Annotated in this window: 18 protein-coding genes; 4 read left to right on the forward strand and 14 right to left on the reverse strand. The window is 74.3% G+C overall.

Annotated features, from left to right (window positions below; all coding sequences use genetic code 11):
- Positions 1-35 precede the first annotated feature (35 nt).
- The gene (locus tag Q6348_RS02000; protein ID WP_304599656.1) at positions 36-185 is read left to right on the forward strand and encodes a hypothetical protein; all 150 of its coding nucleotides are present in this window, start codon (positions 36-38) and stop codon (positions 183-185) included.
- On the opposite strand, the gene Q6348_RS02005 is transcribed toward Q6348_RS02000, so the two are convergent.
- The 6 genes from Q6348_RS02005 to Q6348_RS02030 all read right to left on the reverse strand — a co-directional run bounded on the left by Q6348_RS02005 (position 172) and on the right by Q6348_RS02030 (position 6,942).
- The gene (locus tag Q6348_RS02005) at positions 172-852 is read right to left on the reverse strand and encodes a PhzF family phenazine biosynthesis protein (protein ID WP_304599657.1); all 681 of its coding nucleotides are present in this window, start codon (positions 850-852) and stop codon (positions 172-174) included. The two genes, Q6348_RS02000 and Q6348_RS02005, sit on opposite strands and share 14 nt — an antisense overlap.
- Positions 849-1,259: a PIN domain-containing protein gene (locus Q6348_RS02010; RefSeq protein ID WP_304599658.1), complete on the reverse strand. Its 411-nt coding sequence runs from the start codon at positions 1,257-1,259 to the stop codon at positions 849-851. Before Q6348_RS02010 ends, Q6348_RS02005 begins: the two co-directional genes overlap by 4 nt.
- A 254-nt stretch (positions 1,260-1,513) precedes the next feature.
- Positions 1,514-2,116 carry a GTP-binding protein gene (locus Q6348_RS02015; protein WP_304599659.1) on the reverse strand — a complete coding sequence of 201 codons (603 nt, stop codon included), beginning with the start codon at positions 2,114-2,116 and terminating at the stop codon, positions 1,514-1,516.
- Positions 2,097-2,504, reverse strand: coding sequence for a DUF742 domain-containing protein (locus Q6348_RS02020; protein WP_304599660.1), 408 nt, complete (start codon positions 2,502-2,504; stop codon positions 2,097-2,099). Before Q6348_RS02020 ends, Q6348_RS02015 begins: the two co-directional genes overlap by 20 nt.
- A gap of 8 nt (positions 2,505-2,512) precedes the next feature.
- Entirely contained in the window at positions 2,513-2,962 is a 450-nt protein-coding gene (locus Q6348_RS02025; RefSeq protein ID WP_304599661.1) for a roadblock/LC7 domain-containing protein, read from the reverse strand.
- Positions 2,963-2,988: 26 nt separating this feature from the next.
- Positions 2,989-6,942 (reverse strand): sensor histidine kinase, encoded by a 3,954-nt coding sequence (locus Q6348_RS02030; RefSeq protein WP_304599662.1) that lies wholly within the window; start codon positions 6,940-6,942, stop codon positions 2,989-2,991.
- A 180-nt stretch (positions 6,943-7,122) separates the two neighbouring features.
- Here Q6348_RS02030 and Q6348_RS02035 point away from each other — a divergent pair, with 180 nt between their 5' ends.
- Positions 7,123-8,088 carry an NAD(P)H-quinone oxidoreductase gene (locus tag Q6348_RS02035; RefSeq protein WP_304599663.1) on the forward strand — a complete coding sequence of 322 codons (966 nt, stop codon included), beginning with the start codon at positions 7,123-7,125 and terminating at the stop codon, positions 8,086-8,088.
- 29 nt (positions 8,089-8,117) lie between these two features.
- Here Q6348_RS02035 and Q6348_RS02040 read toward each other — a convergent pair whose 3' ends face one another.
- From Q6348_RS02040 to serS, 4 genes are all read right to left on the reverse strand, one after another.
- A complete protein-coding gene (locus Q6348_RS02040; RefSeq protein ID WP_304599664.1) occupies positions 8,118-8,984 on the reverse strand; it encodes an EamA family transporter in 867 nt (288 codons plus the stop codon).
- Positions 8,985-8,993: 9 nt separating this feature from the next.
- Entirely contained in the window at positions 8,994-10,028 is a 1,035-nt protein-coding gene (locus Q6348_RS02045; protein ID WP_304599665.1) for a LacI family DNA-binding transcriptional regulator, read from the reverse strand.
- A gap of 117 nt (positions 10,029-10,145) precedes the next feature.
- Positions 10,146-10,952 (reverse strand): HAD family hydrolase, encoded by an 807-nt coding sequence (locus Q6348_RS02050; protein ID WP_304599666.1) that lies wholly within the window; start codon positions 10,950-10,952, stop codon positions 10,146-10,148.
- Positions 10,949-12,226 carry a serine--tRNA ligase gene (gene serS / locus Q6348_RS02055; RefSeq protein WP_304599667.1) on the reverse strand — a complete coding sequence of 426 codons (1,278 nt, stop codon included), beginning with the start codon at positions 12,224-12,226 and terminating at the stop codon, positions 10,949-10,951. The genes Q6348_RS02050 and serS overlap by 4 nt, the downstream gene beginning before the upstream one ends.
- 106 nt (positions 12,227-12,332) lie before the next feature.
- On the opposite strand from serS, the gene Q6348_RS02060 reads away from it, so the two are divergent.
- On the forward strand, positions 12,333-13,481 hold the full coding sequence (locus Q6348_RS02060) for a diacylglycerol/lipid kinase family protein (protein WP_304599668.1): 1,149 nt from the start codon (positions 12,333-12,335) through the stop codon (positions 13,479-13,481).
- Positions 13,482-13,502: 21 nt separating this feature from the next.
- Here Q6348_RS02060 and pheA read toward each other — a convergent pair whose 3' ends face one another.
- The 4 genes from pheA to Q6348_RS02080 all read right to left on the reverse strand — a co-directional run bounded on the left by pheA (position 13,503) and on the right by Q6348_RS02080 (position 20,606).
- A complete protein-coding gene (gene pheA, locus Q6348_RS02065; protein ID WP_304599669.1) occupies positions 13,503-14,441 on the reverse strand; it encodes a prephenate dehydratase in 939 nt (312 codons plus the stop codon).
- Positions 14,442-14,498: 57 nt separating this feature from the next.
- A complete protein-coding gene (locus Q6348_RS02070; protein ID WP_304599670.1) occupies positions 14,499-18,902 on the reverse strand; it encodes a hypothetical protein in 4,404 nt (1,467 codons plus the stop codon).
- A 9-nt stretch (positions 18,903-18,911) separates the two neighbouring features.
- Positions 18,912-19,694: a glycosyltransferase family 2 protein gene (locus Q6348_RS02075; protein ID WP_304599671.1), complete on the reverse strand. Its 783-nt coding sequence runs from the start codon at positions 19,692-19,694 to the stop codon at positions 18,912-18,914.
- 78 nt (positions 19,695-19,772) lie between these two features.
- The gene (locus tag Q6348_RS02080) at positions 19,773-20,606 is read right to left on the reverse strand and encodes a DUF5926 family protein (protein WP_304599672.1); all 834 of its coding nucleotides are present in this window, start codon (positions 20,604-20,606) and stop codon (positions 19,773-19,775) included.
- Positions 20,607-20,714: 108 nt separating this feature from the next.
- On the opposite strand from Q6348_RS02080, the gene pgm reads away from it, so the two are divergent.
- The gene (pgm, locus tag Q6348_RS02085) at positions 20,715-22,397 is read left to right on the forward strand and encodes a phosphoglucomutase (alpha-D-glucose-1,6-bisphosphate-dependent) (protein ID WP_304599673.1); all 1,683 of its coding nucleotides are present in this window, start codon (positions 20,715-20,717) and stop codon (positions 22,395-22,397) included.
- Position 22,398 lies beyond the last annotated feature (1 nt).

Genomic DNA, 22,398 nt, shown 5'->3' on the forward strand with positions numbered 1-22,398 from the left:
GTCAGCGGCGCCGAATGCCGAGCCCGGGAGCGCAGATGATCTGGATCTGGATCGGCCTGCTCGTCTGGTTCGTCCTGTCCCCTGTCGTCGCCGTCCTCGTCGGGCGGGGCGTCACCCTCGCGGACGAGCACCGCCCACCCGTCGCGCCGCCACACCCTCGGCTGACGCTCGTCAGCCGAGGCTGACGCCGGCCCCGGCCACGACGCGGCCGCCGAGCTGCACGGCCCCGTCCGGCAGCACGCGCGTCTCGAGCCACGACCCTCGCCCCTGACGGATCCGCAGGTTCCGCCCGAGCCGACCCGTCAGGGCCACCGCCGCCGAGCCGGTCGCCTCGTCCTCGGTGATGCCCAGGCCCGGGGCGAACATCCGCGAGCGCACCGTGCCCGCATCCCGGTCGACCCACGCCCACGCGTACACCTGGGCCACCGTGAACTCGGACGGGTCCAGCGCATCGACGTCCTGCGGCCTGCCGAGCTCGAGCCACTCGAAGTCGGGGGACCACTCCGGCCTGGCCGTCACGAGCACCACATCGTCAACGACCTGGACCTCGACCCGCCCGGCCGGCACATCGAGCGCCGCCGCCGGCGTCCCCCGGCGATCCAGCCACCAGGCGGCCCCCACCGTCGGGTGCCCGGCGAACGGCAGCTCCCTGGCGGGCGTGAAGATCCGCAGCCGGGCCACGCGCTCCGGTTCGCTCGGCTCCTCGTCCAGGACGACGGTCTCGCTGAACCCGAGCCGCGCCGCGACCTCCTGCTCCCGACCCACCACGTCGGCAGCGCGGACGAGCCCGAGCGGGTTGCCGTACGCGCCGCGGGGGTCGCAGAACACGCGCACGACGTCGACCGTGATCATTCGTCCCACCACCCGTCCGGTCGGCCCGGAGACACCACGTTCAGACCGTGGATCACGGCCACGCGGGCCAACATCACATCGTAGGTCGCGACGGTGTCCACGTCCGGGTGTGCGGCGGCGATCCCCAGATGGATCGCCGTGAACGGCGCGACCGCCCCGGTCGCCATCGCGGCCGTGCGCAACGCCTGGTCGCTGAACCGCAGCACCGTCACCCGGTCGGCGACCGCCCGCGCCACCTCGCGCGCCCGCGGCCCCCTGGGGTCGGCGATGCGGCGCAGCTCGGTCAGGCCGAGCGGTGAGGTCGCCAGTCGCTCCCCCACCTCGTCGGCGAACCGGATCCAGGCGATGCTCTCCGCGACCGGGTCCAGGACGCGCGCGAGTGCGCCCCCGTCGGCGTAGATGAGCATCGCGGTCCGTCCTCAGGCCTGTCCCGAGCCTGAAGCCTAGCCAGGCGGGACCGCCTGCAGCGCCCGCCCACAACCGGACGATCGCCCGCCCTGACCGCCCTTGGTTCCCGGGGGCTGCGGCAGTGCCGGGGTCGGCGCCGGACCGGGGTGGACCGTCGGGCGCTCCACCGTGCGCCGTCGCACGGGACCGCCTGCAGGGTCCACCCCGGACCCGCCCCGACCGTGGGACCTCGCGGTCCCGGGCCGAGGCCGGGTCAGCCGCGCAGCCGCTCCATCGCGACCTTGACGACCGTGATGAGCGCCTGCTTGGTGGCCTCGCGCGACCGGGCATCGGTGTACATCAGCGGGGTGTGCTCCGGCACCGCGAGCGCTTCGCGGACGTCCTCGAGGCGGTGACGAGCCACGCCGTCGAAGCAGTTCACGGCGACCACGAACGGGATGCCCCGGCTCTCGAAGTAGTCCACGGCGGGGAAGCACTGGTCCAGTCGCTCGGTGTCGACCAGCACGACGGCACCGATGGCGCCCTGCACGAGGTCGTCCCACATGAACAGGAACCGGTCCTGCCCCGGGGTGCCGAACAGGTAGAGCCAGAGGTCGCCCGGGAGCGCGATCCGGCCGAAGTCCATCGCGACCGTGGTCGTCGTCTTCCGGTCGGTCACACCACCGGCGTCGTCGACGCCGACGGAGTGCTCGGTCATGGCCGCTTCGGTGTTCAGCGGCTCGATGTCGGAGATCGAGCCGATGAACGTCGTCTTGCCGACGGCGAACCCGCCCGCGACGACGATCTTGACGACGGTGGGCGCGACCCGCTCGGCGAGCGCGGGACCGCTCGTGGCTTCAGAGGGCTGCAATGCCATTGAGAACACTCTCCAGCACGCTCAGGGACAGGGCGGGGGACTGGCCGGTGTGAACACTGACCGGGGTGGAGGAATGGATGCGGAGATACCCGTCATCCGACAGATCGGTGACGAGCACGCGGACGACACCGATCGGTAGGCGCAGCAGCGCCGAGAGCTCGGCGACGCTCACGAACGTGTGCCCGGCGTGCTGGAGGATCGCTCGCTTCTCCGGCGGCAGGCCGCGCGCCTCGGCGGCGGCCGGCAGCATCTCGACGAGCGCCTCCAGGGGCAGGTCGTTGCCAGCCGCACGTACCCGACCACCGGTCACCGCGTACGGGCGTACCGTGCGCGCCTCGTACTCGGTGTCGGCGTCGGCGTGGCGTCCGGCGGCGGAGGTATCGGACATGTGTCAGTTCACCCGACCGTCGAACGCACCGCGCCGTGGACGGGGAGCGCGTTGCGCATCTCGGAGACGAGCTGCGGGGTCAGGACCGACTCCGTCCGCGAGACGAGCATCGCCATCTCGTAGCCGACCAGACCGACATCACACGTGGACTCGGCGACGACCGAGAGCACCGAGCCGTCGGAGACGCTCATGAGGAAGAGGAACATGTCCTCCATCTCGACGATCGCCTGGCGGACGTCGCCGGCCTCGAGCTGGCGAGCGGCGCCCCGGGTGAGGCTGGACAACCCCGCCACGATCGCGGAGAGCTGGTCGCCGCTGGTCCGGTCCAGGTTGGCCGACATCGCCATCAGGAGGCCGTCGGCGGAGACGGCCAGCGTGTGCCGGGCACCTGGCACCGTGCGGACGAAGTTGTCCAGGAGCCAGGCGTAGTTCGCGGCCTCGGCGCTCAGCGTGGTCACGTTTCCTCCTCGGTGGTGGGTCTGCATCACAGACCCCTGTGGGTGACTTCAGATTCAGTGGCAGCGGCGTCCGAGTCGGCGGCCTCCCGGCCACGGCTCGTGCCTGACTGGAAGCTGGCCAGGAGCGAGCGCACCTGGTTCGCGTCCCGCGGCGTCCCCGCAGGCCGGCGGCTGGACAGTGCCGGCGCCTGAGGGATCTGGGTGGGGTTGCGGCGGGTCAGCGGAGCCGACGACGGTCCCACCTGCGGGCGGTACGTCGACAGCTGGCTCAGCTCGGCGAGGGCCTGCTGGGCGATGCCGGCACGCTGGGCGAGCACCGGGTTGGAGTCCTCGGCCGGGGTGAACGTCGCGTAGGCGTGCTGCGACGGCACCAGCGGCTTGGCGTGCCGGGCGGCGTCGTCCTCGGCGTCCGTGGGCGGAGCCTCGGCCGCGACGTCTGCTGCGGCGGACGGCTGCCCGGCCCGAGCCGCGGGCCAGTCCTGCTCGCCGGGCGACGGCAGCCGCCGCGAGGGCAGGAACTCGGGCTCCTCCTGAGGCAGCCAGGCCGACGTCCGTTGCGGCACGTCCGGCGCCGGCGACTCCTCCTCGGGCTGTCGTGGCGCCGCAGGTTCCGACGGGACCTGGTCCGGCTGCGGCTCGGGCGCCATCGGCTCCAGGGCCGCAGCGGGCTCCGGTGCGCTGGCCGCGAGGTCGGCGAACGTCTGCGTCGCGTCCGTCGACGGACGCGTGTCGGCCGGTGCCCAGGCGTTCTGCGGCTCCGGGGCCCAGGCCTGGGCTGTCGGGGCCGCGTGGTCGACGGCGGCCGGCGGTGCAGCGGGGACGACCGGCTCGGGCTTCGGACGCCGCCGGAACAGGCCGCGGCGCTTGGGCTTCTCGGACGCCGCCGGGGCGCCCTGCACCAGTGCCGTGAAGTCGGCCGAGGGCGCGGGGTCCGTCCAGCCACTGGCGTCAGCAGGGGCCAACGACAACGCCGGCACGTCGGTGGCCGGCTCGGCGGGGGGGACGGCGGCGAACTGGTCGGTGACCTGCGGGGGCTCGGACGCGCCGTCGAGCGGTGCACCGGCGGGCTCGGGCACCGGGTCGGCGAAGGCCGGCTCGGCAGCCGGGACCGGTGGCTCTCCGCTGGGCTGGTCCTCGTCGAAGGCGGGAGCCCACACCTCCTGGTCGCTGCCCGGCAGCCACACGGAGTCCTCGTCCTGCTGCGCGGGCGTCCAGGACTCCTCCTGGACGGCGGGCGGCCAGGAGAGGCCGTCGTCCGGGGCCCAGGTGTCCTGCTGGGGTGCCGGCGGCCAGCCCGTGTCGGAGGCCCAGTCCTGGGCGTCGGGGCCCGTCAGGCCCGAGGCCTGCGCCCAGGCACGCTGCTCACTGGCGGACGGCGGGTAGTCGTCCTCGTCCGGCTCGAGCAGCGGTATGACGAAGCGGTCCTCCTGGTCCTGGTCCTGCTCGAGCGCCGGAGCCTCGGGCTCGGGCGCGTCGTCGGACTCGGCCGGGACCTCGGGCTCGGGGTGGCTCTCCACGTGCAGGCTCGCAGCGACCATCTCCGCGCGCCGGGACCGGAAGCCGGAGAACATCGACGCACGATCCTGCGGCGAGGACGGCTTGGCTGCGTCGGCGGGATCCGCCGTGGCACCGGCCGCCGGGGCGGCCGGCACGGGCGGTGGCGGAACGGCGGCCCCACCCGGGCGCCGGGACGGCAGCTCGCCCGGCGCGACCGGCGGAGCCGGTTCGACGACGGGGGCGGTCGCCTCCCCCGCGACGTGCGCGCCGCGTGCGACACGGCGCTGTGCGAGCGGCGCGTAACGCTCCTCGACGACGGGGGTCCATGCGCTCTCGCCGCCCGAAGCCGCCGCACCGGTGAGGGCGTCGGCCGCCGGAGCGGCGGGGATCGTCGGAGAGACGGGCCGCTCGCTCGGTGCCTCGGCGGCGGAGTCCGCGCCCCGCACGGTGCGGCGCCGGGGCAGGCCACGTCCGGTCGCGCCGTCCGTCAGCGCGGCGAGGTCCACGGGCCGCGCCTCCTCGGGCTCGGCCGTCGGGGTGGCCGGCTCCGGCTCCGACGCCGTCTCAGGCTGGGCGGGCTGGTGCATCGGCAGGTCCGCGACATCGACGAACAGCGCGAGCGGGAGCCGGACCACGGCACGCGTGCCACGGTCGTTCGGGCCGGCCTCCAGCGTGACCTTGGCGCCGAGGCGCGCCGCGATCCGGCCCACCACGAACAGACCGAGGCGCTGAGCGCCGAGCACGTCGCTCGCAGACGTCGACTCGATCTTCGCCTGCGCCTCCGCCCGCTCGGCGTCGGTCATGCCGAGGCCCTGGTCGACCACGGCGATCAGCACGTGGGTGTCGTCACGACCGGTGGAGACGTGCACCGGCGAGCCGGGCTCGGAGAACATCGTCGCGTTCTCCAGGAGCTCCGCGAGCAGGTGCGCGGCGGGCAGTGACGTGTGACCGAGCATCCGCGGGTCGACCGGGAGGTCGATCTGGACGCGCTCGTAGTGCTCGATCTCCGAGGACGCGGTACGGATCACGTCGGAGAGGAGCAGCGTCTCGCGCAGCTTGCGACCGGTGTCGATGCCTGCAAGGACCAGCAGCGACTCCGCGTTGCGGCGCATCCGGGTCGCGAGGTGGTCCAGCCGGAACAGGTCCGCGAGGGTCGCAGGGTCCTCCTCCGACCGCTCGAGGGCGTCGATGAAGGTCAGCTGCCGGTTGAGGAGCACCTGGTCGCGGCGCGCGACGTTGACGAACATCTCGGCGATCGAGCCACGCAGGGCGGCCTGCTCCTGCGCGATGCGCAACGTCGTGGAGTTCACGTCGTTGAACGCGTCCGCAAGCCGGCCCACCTCGTCGTGACTGGTGACCGGGATCTCCGCGATGGACAGGTCCGGCGTCTGGCCCGGCACGGCCGCCTGCTCGACGAGGGACGGCAGCCGGTCACGCACGGAGGCCGCCGCGGCCGTCAGACGCCGCACGGGCAGGGCGATCGAGCGCGCGATCGCCAGGGCGATGATCACGGACAGCAGCACCGCACCGGACGCCAGGACGACGGTCAGGATCGCCTGGCGCTGCGCGTCGGCGGACACCGTGTCCGCCCGCGCCGTCGCGCGGCCGTCGAGCTCGACCTGGGCCGGGGTGATCAGGCCGATCTCCTTGTAGGCCGCGCTGGCCCACGTGCTCGGCTGCAGGTCGTTCAGCACCGAGTCCTTCATCGGGGTCACGGCGGTCCGCATCGCCCCGTACGACTGCGGTTCGGTCGCCAGCGCGACCTCGGTCACCGGGTGCTCGAGGTTGAAGTCGTACAGCTCGGCGCTGAGCTCGAGGCGCAGGTCGTCGTCGGACGACATCAGGGAGAGCAAGGACTGCTCGAGGGCGGCCGACCGCTCACCGGCCAGCACCTCCTGACCGAGGACGAGCTCGTGCCGGTATCCCTCGATGAGCAGGGAGACGTCCGCGTTGGTGCTGATGATCTTGGCCAGGGGCCGGTCACCGATCGCCTCGGCGACCGTCTTGGGCAGTGAGGCGATCGCGTGCAGGAGGCTCGCGTAGGTGTTGTCGACCGTGGTCAGGGCGACCTGACCGGCGTCCACCAGGCTTCGGGCGCTGTCCAGGATGCCGAGCTGCGAGGAGACCGTCTCGAGCGCACCCCCCACCGCGCTGTCCAACGCCTCCTTGTCGAGCGCGTCGATCGACGTCGAGAGGCGCTTGATGGCGGCGTCGGTGGTCTTGCGCTGGGACTCCAGCTGCCCGGGCCGCACGGTGCCCTTGCTGGGGCCGAAGAGCCTGTCGGACAGGGCCCGCTCGTCCTGCAGCGCGGAGGTCAGCTGGCGGGACAGCGCCAGCGTGTCGACCAGGTCCTTCGACGCCCTCGCCGTACGGGCCTCGTTGACCGCCTGGAAGGACAGCGCGCCGGCGAGGACGAACAGCACGAGCACGGGCACCGACAGGGCGGCGAGGATCTTGCCTCGGATGCCGAACCTGCGAAACATTGCGTCTCCTAGCTGCTCGACGCGAGCGCCGAGCACGGTGGCGTACTCAGCGAGGTCGCCTCAACCTCACTGTCGTTCACACATCGGCCACCCCCGCGCCGACCATTAGCCCGTTCGTGCATCGGGATACGGCCGACTCGCCGGATCGCCCCTTTTTCACCCACCTGAAAGACTCAGGTCATGCTGGTCGTCAATCCTGACACGCCCTCCCACGACACCTGGGCCCTTGTCCCCAAGCCCGATCCGGAGCCCGGAGCACGCGAGGTGATCGTCGACGTCGCGGCCGCCGGGGTCAACCGTGCGGACCTGCTCCAGGTCGCCGGCAGCTACCCTCCGCCCCCGGGCGCACCCTCCTGGCCCGGCCTGGAGGTCTCCGGCACGGTGAGCGCCGTCGGCCCCGGATCACGCTGGCAGGTGGGCGACGAGGTGGTCGCGCTGGTCGAGGGCGGCGGCTACGCGACCCGGGTGCTGGTGCCCGACGCCCAGGTGCTGCCCGCTCCGCACGGCGTGCCCCTCGTCGACGCCGCCGCCCTGCCCGAAGCGGTCTGCACGCTGTGGTCGACCCTCGGCGCGGCACGGCTCACGGCGGGCGAGTGGCTCCTGGTGCACGGCGGCTCGGGCGGGATCGGGACGGTGGCGATCCAGCTCGCCACCGCGATGGGCGTGCACGTCGCGACGACGGCCGGAGGCCCGGACCGCACCGCCCGGTGCGCCGAGCTCGGTGCGGAGCTCGCCATCGACCACCGCTCGGCGGACCTGGCCTCAGAGGTCCACCGGGTCGCGCCCGACGGGGTCGACGTGATCCTGGACGTCCTGGGAGCGGGGAGCCTGGCGACCAATCTCTCCTGCCTCGCCGTCGAGGGCAGGCTCGCGATCATCGGGCTGCAGCAGGGCAGCCGGGCCGAGCTCGACCTGGGGTTGCTGCTGTCCCGACGGCTCACGGTGCTGGCCACCACCCTGCGCTCGCGCCCGCGCACGCAGAAGGCGGAGATCGTCGCCGGGGTCGCCGAGCACGTCTGGCCGCTCGTGGAGTCCGGCCAGGTGCGCCCGGTGGTGCACGACCGCGTCCCACTGGCCGAGGCCGCCCACGCGCACCGCCGGCTCGCCTCGGGCGAGGTGTTCGGCAGCCTGGTGCTCGTGCCCTGAGCGCGTCCGGCCCCGGGGCACCGCGGGGCTCAGGCCGGCGTGCCCTCCTCTGGCACCGGACGCCGTGAGGTGAGAGCGATCGCTGCGGACACCGCCACCAGGCCGACGACCTCGGCCGGGTGCGGCCACTGGCCGAGCACCACGGCGCCGATCACCACGGCCATCGCCGGCAGGGTGGCGAGCAGCACGGCGAACGTGGCGGCGCTCACGGAGCGCAGCACCACCTGCTCGATCCCGTAGGGCACGACCGAGGAGAGCACCGCGATCCCCAGCACCGCGCCGAGCAGCGGCGCGGAGCCCAGCACCGGGGCGCCCGGCGGCGCCAGCACGGGTGCCAGCACGAGCGCTCCCGCGGCCATCCCGACCCCGAGCCGGGTGACGCCGTCGCCGGCGTGCGCGACGCGCCGGCCCAGCAGGATGTAGCCGGCCCAGCACGTGGCGGCGGCCCCGATCGCGAGCAGGCCCGGCACCGCCTGCGACCCGCCGACCTGGAGCGTGACCCCCGCCAGCAGCGCGACCCCGGGCGCGGCCAGCAGGATCCCGAGGCGCTCGCGTCGACCCCCGGCCACCGCGGCGACCACCACCGGGCCGGTGAACTCCACCGCGACTGCGGTACCCATCGGCAGCCGGTCGATCGCCAGGTAGAAGAACGTGTTCATCAGCGCCAGCGTCGTCCCGAACGCGCCCATGAGGCCGAGCTCGCGGGCGCTCCAGCGGCGTCGCCACGGGCGTCGCCACGCGAGCAGGACCACCGCGGCCACCGCGACCCGCCACCACGCGACCGACGCCGCCGGCACCTGGGCGAACAGTCGCACGGCGAACGCCGACCCCAGGTACATGCTCAGCCCGGACAGCGCGAACAGCGCCGGGGGCGGAACGGCAGGGGAGGTACGCACCGCGCGAGCCTAGGACGCGACCCCACGCGGCGCAGCGGTGGAGGTCCGCTCCACCAGGCGGGCCGGGAACACCACCCGTCGGGGCGGGGTCTTCCCGTTGATCATGTCGAGCACGAGCTCCGCAGCGGCCCAGCCCTGCTCGTCGACCGGCTGCGACATCGTGGTCAGGCCCACGAGCTCGCCGAGCTCGTGCCCGTCCACACCCATCACGGAGACGTCCTCGGGAACCCGCAGGCCCAGGTCCCGCAGCCCGAGGATGGCACCCATGGCCATCTCGTCGGATGCGGCGAAGACCGCCGTGAGGTCCGGGTGCCGGGCGAGCAGCGCCTTGACGGACGCGCGACCACCGGACACCTCGAACCCGCCGCTCTCCATCAGGCCGGCGTCGGGTTCGAGACCGGCCTCGGTCATCGCCTCCCGCCAGCCGGTGGCCCGGTCGGCCGGTGGGGACCACGGGTGGACGTCGTCCGGCGTGCCCGTGACGTGCCCGATCACCCGGTGGCCGAGCCGGATCAGGTACCGGACGGCCTCGAGCCCGATCACCCGGTCGTCCAGTCGGACCGTCGCCTCCTCCGACCCGCCCCAGCCGATGCAGACCAGCGGGTAGCCCAACCCCTGCAGGGCCTCGAGCTCGTCGCGGGCCAGCGGGAGACCGACCACCAGGATCCCGTCCACCCGGCGGCGCAGCACGTCGGGGTCGATCCGCGGTCGCTCCCCGGAGCGCTGGATGTCGAAGGTGTACAGCAGCACGTCGTACCCGCGCGCTCGCAGCGCGCGCTCGGCGCCGTCGATGATGTTGGCGAAGAACCAGCGGTTGACCCACGGGCTGATGAGGCCGATCGCCCGGGTCCGTCCGGACGCCAGGCTCGCCGCGCTGGGCGACGCGACGTACCCCAGCTCGGTGGCCACGGCACGCACCCGTTCCCGGGTCTTCGCACTGACGTTGGGCAGGTCCCGCAGCGCCCGGCTCACCGTCGCCGTCGAGACGCCCGCTGCACGCGCCACGTCATCGATGCCCGCCGCCATGGTCAGACAGTCTGCCACGGGAACCGGTCTGCGCGGCAAGCGCTGTCATGCCAGCCACCTGCAGCGATGCGGCGCGCACCCGACCCTGGTGCCCGACCGGCCCGGGCAGGGCCGGGTGCGTGACCTGGGATGCGGTCAGGAGCGGCCCGGCAAGGACTCCAGCGCAGCGACCACACCGTCCGCGTCGACGGCGCCGGTGACCTCGTCGGCCGCGGCCCGGACGTCGGGGGCGGCGTGGCCCATCGCGATCCCCCGGGTGGCCCAGCGGAGCATGTCGACGTCGTTGCTGCCGTCCCCCACGGCGACCGTCCGGCCGCCGACGCCCAGCCGGTCCCGCAGCAGCTCCAGGGCGCTGGCCTTCGTCACGCCCTCCGGCGCGACGTCCATCCACGCCGTCCAACCGATCGCGTACGTGACGTCGTGCAGGCCGACCTGGGCCACCAGGGCGTGGAACTCGTCGGGCGTGTGCTCCGGGCTGCGCACCACCAGCCGGGTCACGTGCTCCGCGGCCAGGTCCTCGATACCCACGATGGTGTGGTCACCGTGCAGCTCCCCGGGCGGGAACGGCTTGTTCATCCGGAACCCGACGCCGATCTCCTCCACCGCGAACAGCGCGTCGGGCAGGTGCGCGTGCAGCAGGCGGATCGCCGGCCCGGGGTCGAAGGTCACCATCTCGACGACCTCGTACCCGAGCTTGAGCGCAGGATCCATCCGGATGGTCAGCGACCCGTTGGAGCACACCGCCCACCCCTGGCTGATCCCGAGCGCCCGTGCGACGGGCAGGGTGGCGGTCACCGAGCGTCCGGTGGCCAGCACGACGTGGTGGCCCGCTGCGCGGGTCGCGGACACCGCGTCGACCACGGCCGCGGAGAGCCGCTCCTGGTAGTCCAGGACCGTCCCGTCGAGGTCCAGCGCCACCAGCCAGGCGCCGTCGGCGGTCACGGCGACGCGGGGGCGAGGACCTCGAGACCACCGAGGTAGGGCCGCAAGGCCTCCGGGACCCGCACCGACCCGTCCGGCTGCTGATGGTTCTCCAGGATCGCCACGATCCAGCGGGTCGTCGCCATCGTGCCGTTCAGGGTCGCGACCACCCGGGTCCCGTTCTCGGTACGCTCCCGGATGCCGAGCCGACGTGCCTGGAACGTCGTGGTGTTCGACGTCGAGGTGAGCTCCAGGTATCGCTGCTGGCTCGGCAACCAGGCCTCGCAGTCGTACTTGCGCGCCGCGCTCGACCCCAGGTCGCCGGCCGCGGTGTCGATGACCCGGTACGGCAGCTCGACCTTGGCGAGCATCTCTTCCTCGGCGGCGAGCAGCCGGGCGTGCTCCGCCTCGGCGTCCTCGGGGGTCGTGTAGACGAACATCTCGACCTTGTGGAACTGGTGCACCCGGATGATCCCGCGGGTGTCCTTGCCGTAGGAGCCGGCCTCCCGCCGGTAGCAGGCCGACCACCCTGCGTAGCGCAGCGGTCCGTTCGACAGGTCGACGATCTCCCCCTCGTGATACCCGGCGAGCGCGACCTCGGAGGTGCCGACCAGGTACAGGTCGTCGGTGGGCAGGTGGTAGACCTCGTCGGAGTGCTTGCCCAGGAACCCGGTGCCGCGCATGACCTCGGGCTTGACCAGGGTCGGGGTGATCATGGGCGTGAAGCCGTGCGCGATCGCGGTGTCCATGGCGGCGTTGAGGAGGGCCAGCTCGAGGCGCGCTCCGATGCCCGTGAGGTAGTAGAAGCGAGCACCCGACACCTTCGCGCCACGCTCGGTGTCGATCGCACCCAGGCCCTCACCCAGCTCCAGGTGGTCACGGGGGTCGCGGCCCAGCTCGGCGACCAGGTCCTGCGGGGTCCCGACGGTCTTGAGGACGACGTAGTCCTCCTCACCACCCGCCGGGACACCGTCGACGATGACGTTGCCGATCGTCATGAGCAGCTCGTCGAGCTCGCCCGCGAGCGCGGCGGCTTCGGCCTCGCGCGCCTTGACCTGCGCCGACAGCTCCTTGGCGCGGGCCAGCACCGCGTCCTTCTGCGCGCCCGAGGCCTGAGCGACCTGCTTGCCGACCTGCTTCTGCTCGGCGCGCAGCTGCTCGAACTCCGTCTGGGCCGCGCGCCGACGCGAGTCCAGGTCGAGCACCTGGTCGACGACGGACTCGTCGTCCCCGCGGGCGCGTTGACTGGCTCGGACGACGTCGGGGCTGTGCCGCAGCAGCTGGAGATCGATCACCCTCAGAGGGTATCGACCATCCTGGATCCCACCGTACGCACGACCGCGGCCACTCATGGGCGGCCCTCACCGCACACGACCGGCCGCGCGGCCCTACGGTGGTCCCATGAGCTGGCAGGGCTGGGTGAGCCTCCTGGCCGTGCTCGTCGCCCTGGTTGCGGTGACGATCGCCGTGCAGAACCGCCGGCACCTGCACGGCCTGGCGCGTCGCACGCGCGCCCCGGAGCACGTGCTCGCCGCGGGGGTGGACCGTCCCCTCGTCGCGTTCGTCGCAAACCCCGTCAAGCCGGGCGCGGCCGAGCTGCGCGAGCGCGCTCTGCAGGCCTGCGCCGACCGGTACCTGCCCGAGCCGCTGTGGTACGAGACCACCCCGGACGACCCCGGGGTGGGGCAGGCCCGCCAGGCCCTGGCGGACGGCGCCCAGGTCGTGGTCGCCGTGGGCGGTGACGGCACGGTCCGCGCGGTCGCGGAAGGGCTCACCGGCAGCGAGGCCGCGATGGCGCTCCTGCCGCAGGGCACCGGGAACCTGCTGGCCCGCAACCTCGACCTGCCGCTGAGCGACCTGGACGCCCAGCTGCGGGTCGCGCTCGGGGGTCACGACCGGGCCATCGACGTGGGTTGGCTGACGGTGCTGCGCGACGAGCGGGACATCAGCGACCCGGTGTCCGAGTCCGACCCGCGCGCCGCGGCGCCCGACGCCACCGCCCCGGAGGCGGAGGACCCGTCCCGGCGGCACATCTTCCTGGTGATCGGCGGCATCGGGTTCGACGCGGCGATGGTCGCCGACGCCGACGAGGACCTCAAGGCCCGGGTGGGCTGGATCGCCTACTTCTTCGCGGGCATCCGGCACCTGCACTCCCGGCGCATGCGGGTCGAGGCCCGGCTGGACGATGCGGACTGGTACCCGCTGCGGCTGCGGAGCCTGCTGATCGGCAACTGCGGTCGGCTGCCGGGCGGCATCACGCTGCTGCCCGACGCCGTCCTGGACGACGGCTGGCTGGACGTGGGGGCGATCGACACCCGCGCCGGCCTGCTCGGCTGGACGCAGCTGTTCGGGGAGGTCGTCGTGCAACGCTTCGGCGTCCGCGCCGAGCTGCCCGCGTCGATCGGCCACATCGACCACGCGCGCGCCCACGTCGTGCGGGTGCGCAGCCGGGACTCCCAGCAGGTGCAGGTGGACGGCGACATCGTCGGCTCCGCGTTCGAGCTCGAGGCGCGCGTGGACCACCGAGCGCTGCGGGTCCGCGTGCCCTGAGCCGGGTACGAGGAGCGGGGCTCAGGTGGCCGAGGCCTCGCGCAGCGCGGTGACCCACGCCCGCGCGTCGCGGAAGTCCGCGTCCGACGTCCCTGGCCGGACGTCGCCGTACGGCGCGTCGACCCGCGGGTACGAGCCCAGGAACCGCACGTGCGGGCACACCCGGTGCAGGCCCATGAGCGCCTCCGCCATCCGCTCGTCGGCCAGGTGGCCCTCGGCGTCGATCGAGAACGAGTAGCGGCCCAACGAGTCGCCGATCGGCCGGGACTCGATGCGGGACAGGTTGACGCCGCGCGTGGAGAACTGCTCGAGCATCTCCAGGAGGGCACCCGCCTGGTTCGAGGGTAGGTGCACCACGAGCGTCGTCTTGTCCGCGCCGGTCGGCTCCGGGAGCCTCCCGGGCCGGCCGACCAGCACGAAGCGGGTCACCGCGCTCTCGTTGTCGGAGACGTGCTCCGCCACCACCGCCAGGCCGTAGTGCTGCACCGCGGGGGGCGGCACCAGCGCGGCGTCGAACCCGAGGTCGGTGCGCTCGCCGGCGAGCAGCGCCGCGGGTGCGGTGTTCGAGGTCGCCGGGACGTGCACCACGCCGGGCAGGTGATCGGCCAGCCAGTGCCGGCACTGCGCCCAGGCGTGCGGGTGGGCCGAGATGCGGCGTACGTCGGCCAACGCGGTGCCGGGCCGCGCGGCGAGCGTGAAGGTCACCGGGACGAGCATCTCGCGCAGCACCACGAGGGGGTCACCGACCGCGAGGGCGTCGAGGACGGCCGTGACACCACCCTCGACGGAGTTCTCGATCGCGACGACCGCGTAGTCGGCCGATCCGGTGCGCACCGCCTCGATCGCAGCGACGACGTCGACCTGGGGCAGGTACGTGGCCTCGTCGGGCGCTGCCACCTGACGCAGGGCCGCCTCGGTGAAGGTTCCGGCCGGGCCGAGGTAGGCGTAGCGCGCGGACATGGGGCCTCCCTCCGACCGGCGTGGCAGCCGGCAGACCGACGTGGGGCGGCCCCGAGCCTAGTTGTCCGCCCTGGGGGACCGGGGGCGATGTCCACGGTCGGGCGTGGACCGCAGGGCGAGGAGGCCGACGAGGGGTACCGCGGCCGCGAGCAGCACGGTGGCGATCCGCGTGCCGTAGTCGTTGACGAGCGAGCCCGCGACACCAGCGATGAGGAGGCCGATCAGCAGCCCCCTCGTCACCGGCCACCGAGTCTCCAGGCGCGCCAGCCAGGCCGGCCGCCGCCCCGTCCAGATCACCAGGACGGCCCCGACCAGCACCGCGATCGTGATCCAGGCGATCGGTCCGGACGTGACCGTCGCGGCGGCGTAGCCGGCCTTGCGCGAGATCGTCTCCCAGGCGGTCCCGTCCAGCACCGACTGGACGAACCGGCCCAGGTGGGTGCGCTGGTCGGGCGGCCGCAGCCAGTCCAGGACGCCGATGCCGGCCACGAGCAGCACACCCACCGCCCCGATGAGCCCCGCCCTGGTCCACGTCACCCGGATCCCGCCGACGGCCAGCACCACCATGCCGGCGGCGGGCAGCAGCACCAGGCCGCCCCCGACGTCCGCCCCCAGCCCCGGGAGCAGGTCCACGAGCATGGCGACGAGCCCCACCACACCCGCGGCGAGCATCGCCGCGACCCGGTGCCCGCGTTCACGCAGCCACCACCCGAGGGCAGCCGCCCCGATCAGGGCCCCGACGACGTAGATCGAGTACGTCGGGTTTCCGAACCCGTAGTACCGCCCGCCCAGCGTCGGCGACGGGCCGAGCGGGCTGCCCCGGTGCAGCGGTGTGCCCAGCAACGCGTCGAGGGTGAGCACCACGAACGTCAGGCTCGCCAGCAGTCCCGGGGCTGCCCAGACCGGCCGTCGCGGAGCGAGGGCGGCCACGCCGGCGACCGTGACGGTCGCACCGGCCAGGGCCAACCACATCGCGGCTCCCGCGTCGGCGGCACGCCACCAGGCCCAGGTGGTCATCACGTACATCGCGACGGGCAGCGACGCGAGCAGCACCAGGACGGCGTCCAGGCCGCGCCGTAGCACGCGGGCTGCTCCCCGGGTCAGCCACCGCCCGCTCGCCCAGGCCAGGCCGAGCAGGAGGAGCGCGATCAGCATCGGGGTGCCCGTGAGCCAGCCGGACAGGCCCCGCAGGGCCTGGTCCCGGGTACTCAGGTCGGCGAGCCCGTCGACCACCGCCGTGACGTCCGCGGGCCGGGCCCCGGCAGCCGTGAGCGTGGCGCCGGTGAAGTCCGCCGGGTTGGCGATGCCCTGCGAGGCGAGCACGGTGGTGGGCACGTCGAGCAGCCTGCCGACGCCCTCCCACCGCGTCGAGGGCGAGGAGAGGAACCGCGCCCCGAGCCCACTGCCCGCTTCCACGGCCCCGACCCCGAGCCACGGGCGCCCCGCCCCGGGGTTGCCGACGTCGACCAGGAGGACGGTCGCGTTCGACGGAGCGGCGGCGAGCACGCGCCGGACCGTCGCGTCGAGGGCCATCAGGGCGGCCGTGCGGGACTGCCCCGAGGTGGTGGGCAGCGGCGCGGCCGGGTCCGTGGGGACGTCCTGGAGCGAGGCGGGCACGTACGGGGCAGCCCCCGCGTCGACGAGCGTCACCGGGCAGTCGAAGGCGGCGCCGGGCTCCGCCAGCGCCTGGTCCAGGCTGAGGTAACGGTCGACGGTGCCGTTCTTGCGGGCCAGGGCCAGCGCCGCGCCGGGGCCCACCGCGGTGCTGCACACGCCCGAGCGGTCCAGCGTGTCGCCCAGCACGCCGGGGTGCGGGTCGTAGGCCGAGCTCCGCTGGGCGGCCACCAGGTCCGGCCAGCCCTGCACCTGGGCGCCGCGCGCAGTCGGGGCGACGGTCCACGGCTCGCAGTCGAACGACCCGTCGCTCCACGAGCCGGTGATCACCGACCGGCCGGCCGACAGGGCCAGCCACCCGGCGGCCAGGCACCGGCGGTCGGTGGTCGTCACACCGGGTGCGACCCCGCCCACCACGGCACCGTCGCGCACCATCGCCCAGATCGTGGGAGTGACGGTGCGGTCGACGTCCTGCCAGCGCAGCCCCTGCGTCCCGACCACCACGAGTCGCGTCGACGCGCGCACCACGGGGGTACCGGGACCGTGCGTGACGTCGCCGGCGGACACCTGGCTCGGCAGGACGGCCGATCCCAGGAGCATGGCCGCGGCCATCCCGCCGGCCACCCCGAGCAACGCGAGCGGGGTGGCCCGCACCAGCGCATCCTCCGGGTCGGCGCCCGCCGGCCGGCTCGCGGCGAGCTGCGCGGCCCAGGAGAGCGCCAGGAGCCCGCCCCCGAGGCCGAGCAGCACCGCGGCGACCGCGACGCCGGAGTCGTTGAGCAGCGCCCCCAGCACGGCCGCGACGACCACCGCCACCACCGTGCGCCACAGCACCGGCCAGCGGTCGTAGGCCCGTCGCAGGCCCTCCGGCCGCCACCGGGGCGGGCCGACCAGGACCAGGACGGTGGCCGTGCACGCCAGCGTGGCCAGCGCTCCCCAGGGATTGGCGACCGTGGCCCACGCACCCGACGCCTTCTCCGCGACCAGCGCCCACGCGTGGCCGTCGGCGACGCGCTGGACGAACAGCCCGAGGTGCGACGCGGGCCCCGGACCCGCCCAGTCCCAGATCCCGATGGCTGCGACCACCAGGACGGCCAGCCCGAGCGCGGCCAGCACACGCCGCCCCGTGACCCTGCGCCCCGTGAGGCCCAGCAGCAGGACGGCGAAGGCCGGCACCAGCGCCAGGATGCCGCCGATGTCCGCGCCGTAGCCCGGCCAGCCGTCGACCACGACGGTGACGGCCCCGACGGCGCCCACGGCAGCGACTGCCGCGACGCGTGACCGTGCGGCCGCCGCCAGCGCCCCGGCCAGGACCAGCGCGCTCGCGGCGTACACCGCGAAGGTCAGGTTGCCGAAGCCGTAGAACCGGGCACCCACGGTGGCGCTCGAGCCCAGGACCGACCCCTGCTGGAGGGTCGTGCCCGTCACCCCGTCCACGGTGAGCACCAGCCAGGTCACGGTCGCGACGGCACCGCCGAGCAGCCACGGCTCGAGACCGGGGCGCCGCACGGCCGCAGGCCGCAGCGCGCGAGCGAGCAGCCAGGCCGCGAGGGCGCACCCGAACGTCGCGACCACCGTCCACAACGTCGCCGCGACCGTCGGAGCGGGCGCCACCCACCACCGGAACAGGGCGGCCAGGAACGCGCCGGCCGGGGAGCTCGACGCGACCAGCAGCACCGCGCGGACCACGCGCCGCCCGGCGGACCCCCGTCCGCCGCCGGTCAGCAGCGCGAGGCCCGCAGCGAGCCCCGCGAGCACGACGACCCCGCCGAACACCGGGAAGAGGTGGGTGACCGTGGTGGTCAGCTCGGTGAGATAGCGCCGGTTCTCCACGGTGCGCTCGGTGCTCATCCGCCGCACGGGGCCGTCGGTCAGCGGCGCGCCGTCGAAGTCCGTGTCGTCAGCGCCCGCGGCCGCCGCAGCGGTGGCAGGCAGGTCGGTCAGCGTGACGAGCCCGGGTCGCCGGGTGGAGGCCGACGTCAGCCAGGTCACCGGGCCACCGCCGCCGACGGTCCAGTCCACGACCGCGGGCAGACCCTGCTCGCCGACGCCGCCGGACAGACCCGCGATCACCACGTGCCAACCGTCCGGGAGCCGATGCGTGAGCAGGGTCAGGGCGCGGTCCAGCCGAGCCAGCGCCTGCCGTCGCCCCTCCGGCTCGAAGCCGAGCTGGCCGAGGTCGACCACGTCGACCGGACAGGCCACCAGGTCCGCCTCGGTGACCGCGGACAACGTCTCGGCGTAGCGCTCCACGGTGCCGTCCGCGCGGGCCAGCGCCACCGCGGCACCCGGACCCACTGCGGTCGAGCACGACCCGACCGCGGCGATCCGCTCGCCGAGCGCACCGGCGCGCCCCACCTGCCAGGCCTCGGGGTCGCCACCGTCCGCCGCACTCGGCTGCTCGGCGACCAGCCCGGACCACCCCGGGACCGCGGTCGGCCCGACGCCCTGCGACGCGGGCACCTGGGGCAGGGGCACGCAGTCCAGCGCCGGGTCCTGGCCGGCGTCCTCAGGCGTGGGGGCCAGGGTTCGTCGTGCGGCGGAGAAGGTCAGCCAGGCGTCCACCGGGCAGCTCTGGGTCCCCCCCGTTCGCACCGAGACCGACCCCACGGACCCCGTGGAGACCATCCGCCACAGGGTGGGCGTCGAGGTGCGGTCGATGTCCGTCCACAGCAGCCCACCGGTGCCCACCAGGACGACCCCGGCCGGGGACGCCGGACGCGGGTCGTCGGTCGGGGCCGGCTGCGCGGCGGACGCCGACGGGGCCGCGGCCAGGACGGCCAGCAGCGTCACCGCGAGGGCGAGAGCATGCCGCACGACCGTCGCGGTGGGACGGTGGGTACGCACCGGCCAAGGCTACGTGTCCGCGGAACCGCGCAGACGTCGTCGCACGCCCCGGGCGAGCGAACGGACCTTGCGGGCGTTGACCGCGAGCAGCACGTCGCGGTACTGCCCCGCCCGGTGCATCTGGCTCGCCAGATCGGTGCCCGAGGCGCGGTGCCTCAGGTCGCACGGCACCTCGACAGCGACGTAGCCCTGCGCGACCAGGTCGATGCTCAACCCCGTCTCCACACCCCAGCCGTGCGCCAGCGGCGTCGCGGCGTCGAACGCCTCGCGGGTCAGGCAGCGGATCCCGGACAGCGGCTGCGTCGGCGACCAGCCGGTCATCGACGCGATCGACCGGCGCGCCAGGCCCACCACGATGCCGTGGCCACCGGCACCGGCCTGGCGCGGGAGCAGCGCGATGGACATGTCGGCGGCGCCGTCGAGCACCGGGGGGATGAGCGGGGCGGCGTTCACGGCGCTCTCCCCGAGGTCACCGTCCAGGAAGAGCAGGAGGCGGGGCGCGGCGTCCTCGGCGTCGCGCATCGCGACGACCGCGGCCCCGGTCTCCATCGCCGAGGCCTTGCCGCGGTTGACCGAGTGCCGGACCACGACCGCACCGGCATCCCGCGCGACGTGCTGGGTCGCGTCGGTGCTGCCGTCGTCGACCACGAGGACGAGATCCACGTTCGGGATCGCCTTCGCGGCCCGCACCGTCGTCGCGATCCGCGCCGCCTCGTCCTTGGCCGGGATCACGACGGCGACACGCTGCCGCCTCGCGGCGGGGTCGGGACGAGAAGCGGCCACGGGGACCACCCTAGCGAGGTCCGGGACCCACGCCAGAGTTCGGGCACGGGCCGGTCAACGTCCGGTCATCCGTGCGGGTCAGCGGGATCAGCGCAACGTCAGCTGGCGTGCCACCAGCCCGGCGCGCGCCCGGCGCTGGGTGGCGTCCAGCGGCTCGGTCACCGCGAGCGACCCCTCCAGGCGGGCGGCCAGCTCGGCGAGCGGCTCCTCGACCATCTCAGGCTCCGTGCCCGGCGCCAGGTCCCACACCGGGACGACGATCCCGCAGGACCGGAAGGCGCCCACGTACCGCCCGTCGCGACCCTGCGGCCCGAGCCCGGACTCCCGGCGCGCGTGCAGCCGGGCCAGTGCGTCCAGGAACGCGTCCTCGTCGTGCGGCAGCGCCCAGCGCAGGAACTCCTTGTCGCCCATCCGGGCCCAGTAGGCCGACGGCGCGGCGGCCAGCCTCGCCGTGGGCACGACGGACTCGTTCATCCGGTCCAGCGAGTCCCGCATGTCCTGGGTGAGCTCGACGCCCGCGGCGGTCCAGAAGTCGAAACCCTCGTGCACGGTGACCTCGAACGGCGCGTCCAGGTCCAGCACGTCCTGCAGGCGCGGGCCCGGCTCGATCGGGCCGAGGTGCTGCACCGGGGTGCCCACCGGGGCGTCGAGCGCGGCGAGCAGCGCCACGGCCAGGTCCCGCGACGCGTCCCCGGAGCCGGCGTTCTGCTGGAGACCGACCATGACCGCGCCGTCGCCGCGGTGCAGTGCGGGCCACGCCATCGGCAGCACGGTGGCCAGCACCACGTCCCGCGCGCCGAGCTCGGCCGTGGTGCGCGCGGTCGCGGTCGCCGCCGGCACCACCTCGCGCAGCGCGACCAGGTCGGTCTCACCGGGAAGTCCCTCGAACGGCCGCAGGACGAAGTCGACACCCTTGCTCATGGGCGCGAGCCTACCGGCGAGCCACCGCTCGACCCGGGCCGTGCGGCGCGCACCGTCCGATGCGCCGCTCACCTGGGCAGGCCGTCGGTGCGGTGCGAAGATCGGAGCATGCACGAGCGCGCCGGAACGCCAGCCCTGCCCGAGGACCTCATCGACGTCGACGCCCTCGTCGGCGCCTACCACGACCGGTCCCCCGACCCGGACGACCCGGACCAGAAGGTGGTGTTCGGCACGTCGGGGCACCGCGGCTCGAGCCTGGACACCGCCTTCAACGAGGCGCACATCGTCGCGATCACCGCGGCGATCGTCGAGTACCGCCGCAACCAGGGCACGGACGGCCCGCTGTTCCTCGGCCGGGACACCCACGCCCTGTCCGAGCCGGCCTGGCAGACGGCCCTGGAGGTGCTGGCCGCCGCCGGCGTCGAGGTGCACATCGACGCGCGCGACGGGTACACGCCCACCCCGGCCGTCTCGCACGCGATCCTGCTGCACAACGGTGCCGGTACCGCCGAGGGCGTGCGCACCGGGGGCGGCCCCGGGACCGGGCTGGCGGACGGCATCGTCGTCACGCCGTCGCACAACCCCCCGCGCGACGGGGGCTTCAAGTACAACCCGCCGCACGGCGGCCCGGCCGGCTCGGACGCGACCGGCTGGATCGCCGACCGCGCGAACGAGCTGCTCCGCTCCGGCGTTCACCAGGTCCGCCGGACAGGGCTCGAGGCTGCGCTCGCCGCACCGACCACCCACCGGCACGACTTCACGTCCGCGTACGTCGACGACCTGGCCCACGTGCTCGACCTGGAGCTCATCCGGGCGTCCGGCGTGCGGATCGGGGCGGACCCCCTGGGTGGGGCCTCGGTGGCGTACTGGGCGGAGATCGCCGAGCGGCACGGCCTGGACCTCACGGTGGTCAACCCCGCGGTCGACCCACGGTGGTCGTTCATGACCCTCGACTGGGACGGCAAGATCCGGATGGACTGCTCCTCCCCGTACGCGATGGCCGCACTGGTCCGGGCGATGGAGGGCGACCGGGCGCCGTACGACCTGGCGACGGGCAACGACGCCGACGCCGACCGGCACGGCATCGTCACGCCGGACGCGGGCCTCATGAACCCCAACCACTACCTGGCCGTGGCCATCTCCTACCTGTACGGCGGCGCGCGGCCGGACTGGTCCGCGGACGCCGCGATCGGCAAGACCCTGGTCTCCTCCGCCCTGATCGACCGGGTCGCACACGGTCTGGGCCGCCGGCTGTGGGAGGTGCCGGTCGGCTTCAAGTGGTTCGTCCCCGGGCTGCTGGACGGCTCCGTGGGCTTCGGCGGCGAGGAGTCCGCCGGGGCGTCGTTCCTGCGTACCGACGGGTCCGTGTGGACCACCGACAAGGACGGCATCCTGCTCGCGCTGCTGGCCGCGGAGATCACCGCCCGGACCGGGAAGAGCCCCTCCCAGCTGCACTCGGAGCTGGTCGCGCGGCACGGCGAGTCCTGGTACGCGCGCGTCGACGCCCCGGCGAGCCGGGAGCAGAAGGCCGCGCTCGCGGCCCTGCGCCCGGAGCAGGTCGCGGCGACCGAGCTGGCGGGCGACCCGATCACCGGACGGCTCGTGACCGCGCCGGGCAACGACGCGCCCATCGGCGGCCTCAAGGTGGTCACCGACCAGGCATGGTTCGCCGCCCGCCCGTCCGGCACGGAGGACGTCTACAAGATCTACGCCGAGTCGTTCCGCTCGCCCGAGCACCTCGCGCAGGTCCAGGCCGCCGCGAAGGAGCTCGTCTCCGCAGCGCTCGGCTGAC

The organism is Actinotalea lenta (assembly GCF_030586465.1).
Lineage (GTDB): Bacteria > Actinomycetota > Actinomycetes > Actinomycetales > Cellulomonadaceae > Actinotalea > Actinotalea lenta.

Excerpts from the sequence above, each read along its gene's own strand:
- Q6348_RS02000 (WP_304599656.1), top strand. The coding sequence starts at position 36 with ATGATCTGGATCTGGATCGGCCTGCTCGTCTGGTTCGTCCTGTCCCCT.
- Q6348_RS02005 (WP_304599657.1), bottom strand. The coding sequence starts at position 852 with ATGATCACGGTCGACGTCGTGCGCGTGTTCTGCGACCCCCGCGGCGCG.
- Q6348_RS02010 (WP_304599658.1), bottom strand. The coding sequence starts at position 1,259 with ATGCTCATCTACGCCGACGGGGGCGCACTCGCGCGCGTCCTGGACCCG.
- Q6348_RS02015 (WP_304599659.1), bottom strand. The coding sequence starts at position 2,116 with ATGGCATTGCAGCCCTCTGAAGCCACGAGCGGTCCCGCGCTCGCCGAG.
- Q6348_RS02020 (WP_304599660.1), bottom strand. The coding sequence starts at position 2,504 with ATGTCCGATACCTCCGCCGCCGGACGCCACGCCGACGCCGACACCGAG.
- Q6348_RS02030 (WP_304599662.1), bottom strand. The coding sequence starts at position 6,942 with ATGTTTCGCAGGTTCGGCATCCGAGGCAAGATCCTCGCCGCCCTGTCG.
- Q6348_RS02035 (WP_304599663.1), top strand. The coding sequence starts at position 7,123 with ATGCTGGTCGTCAATCCTGACACGCCCTCCCACGACACCTGGGCCCTT.
- Q6348_RS02060 (WP_304599668.1), top strand. The coding sequence starts at position 12,333 with ATGAGCTGGCAGGGCTGGGTGAGCCTCCTGGCCGTGCTCGTCGCCCTG.
- pheA (WP_304599669.1), bottom strand. The coding sequence starts at position 14,441 with ATGTCCGCGCGCTACGCCTACCTCGGCCCGGCCGGAACCTTCACCGAG.
- Q6348_RS02080 (WP_304599672.1), bottom strand. The coding sequence starts at position 20,606 with ATGAGCAAGGGTGTCGACTTCGTCCTGCGGCCGTTCGAGGGACTTCCC.
- pgm (WP_304599673.1), top strand. The coding sequence starts at position 20,715 with ATGCACGAGCGCGCCGGAACGCCAGCCCTGCCCGAGGACCTCATCGAC.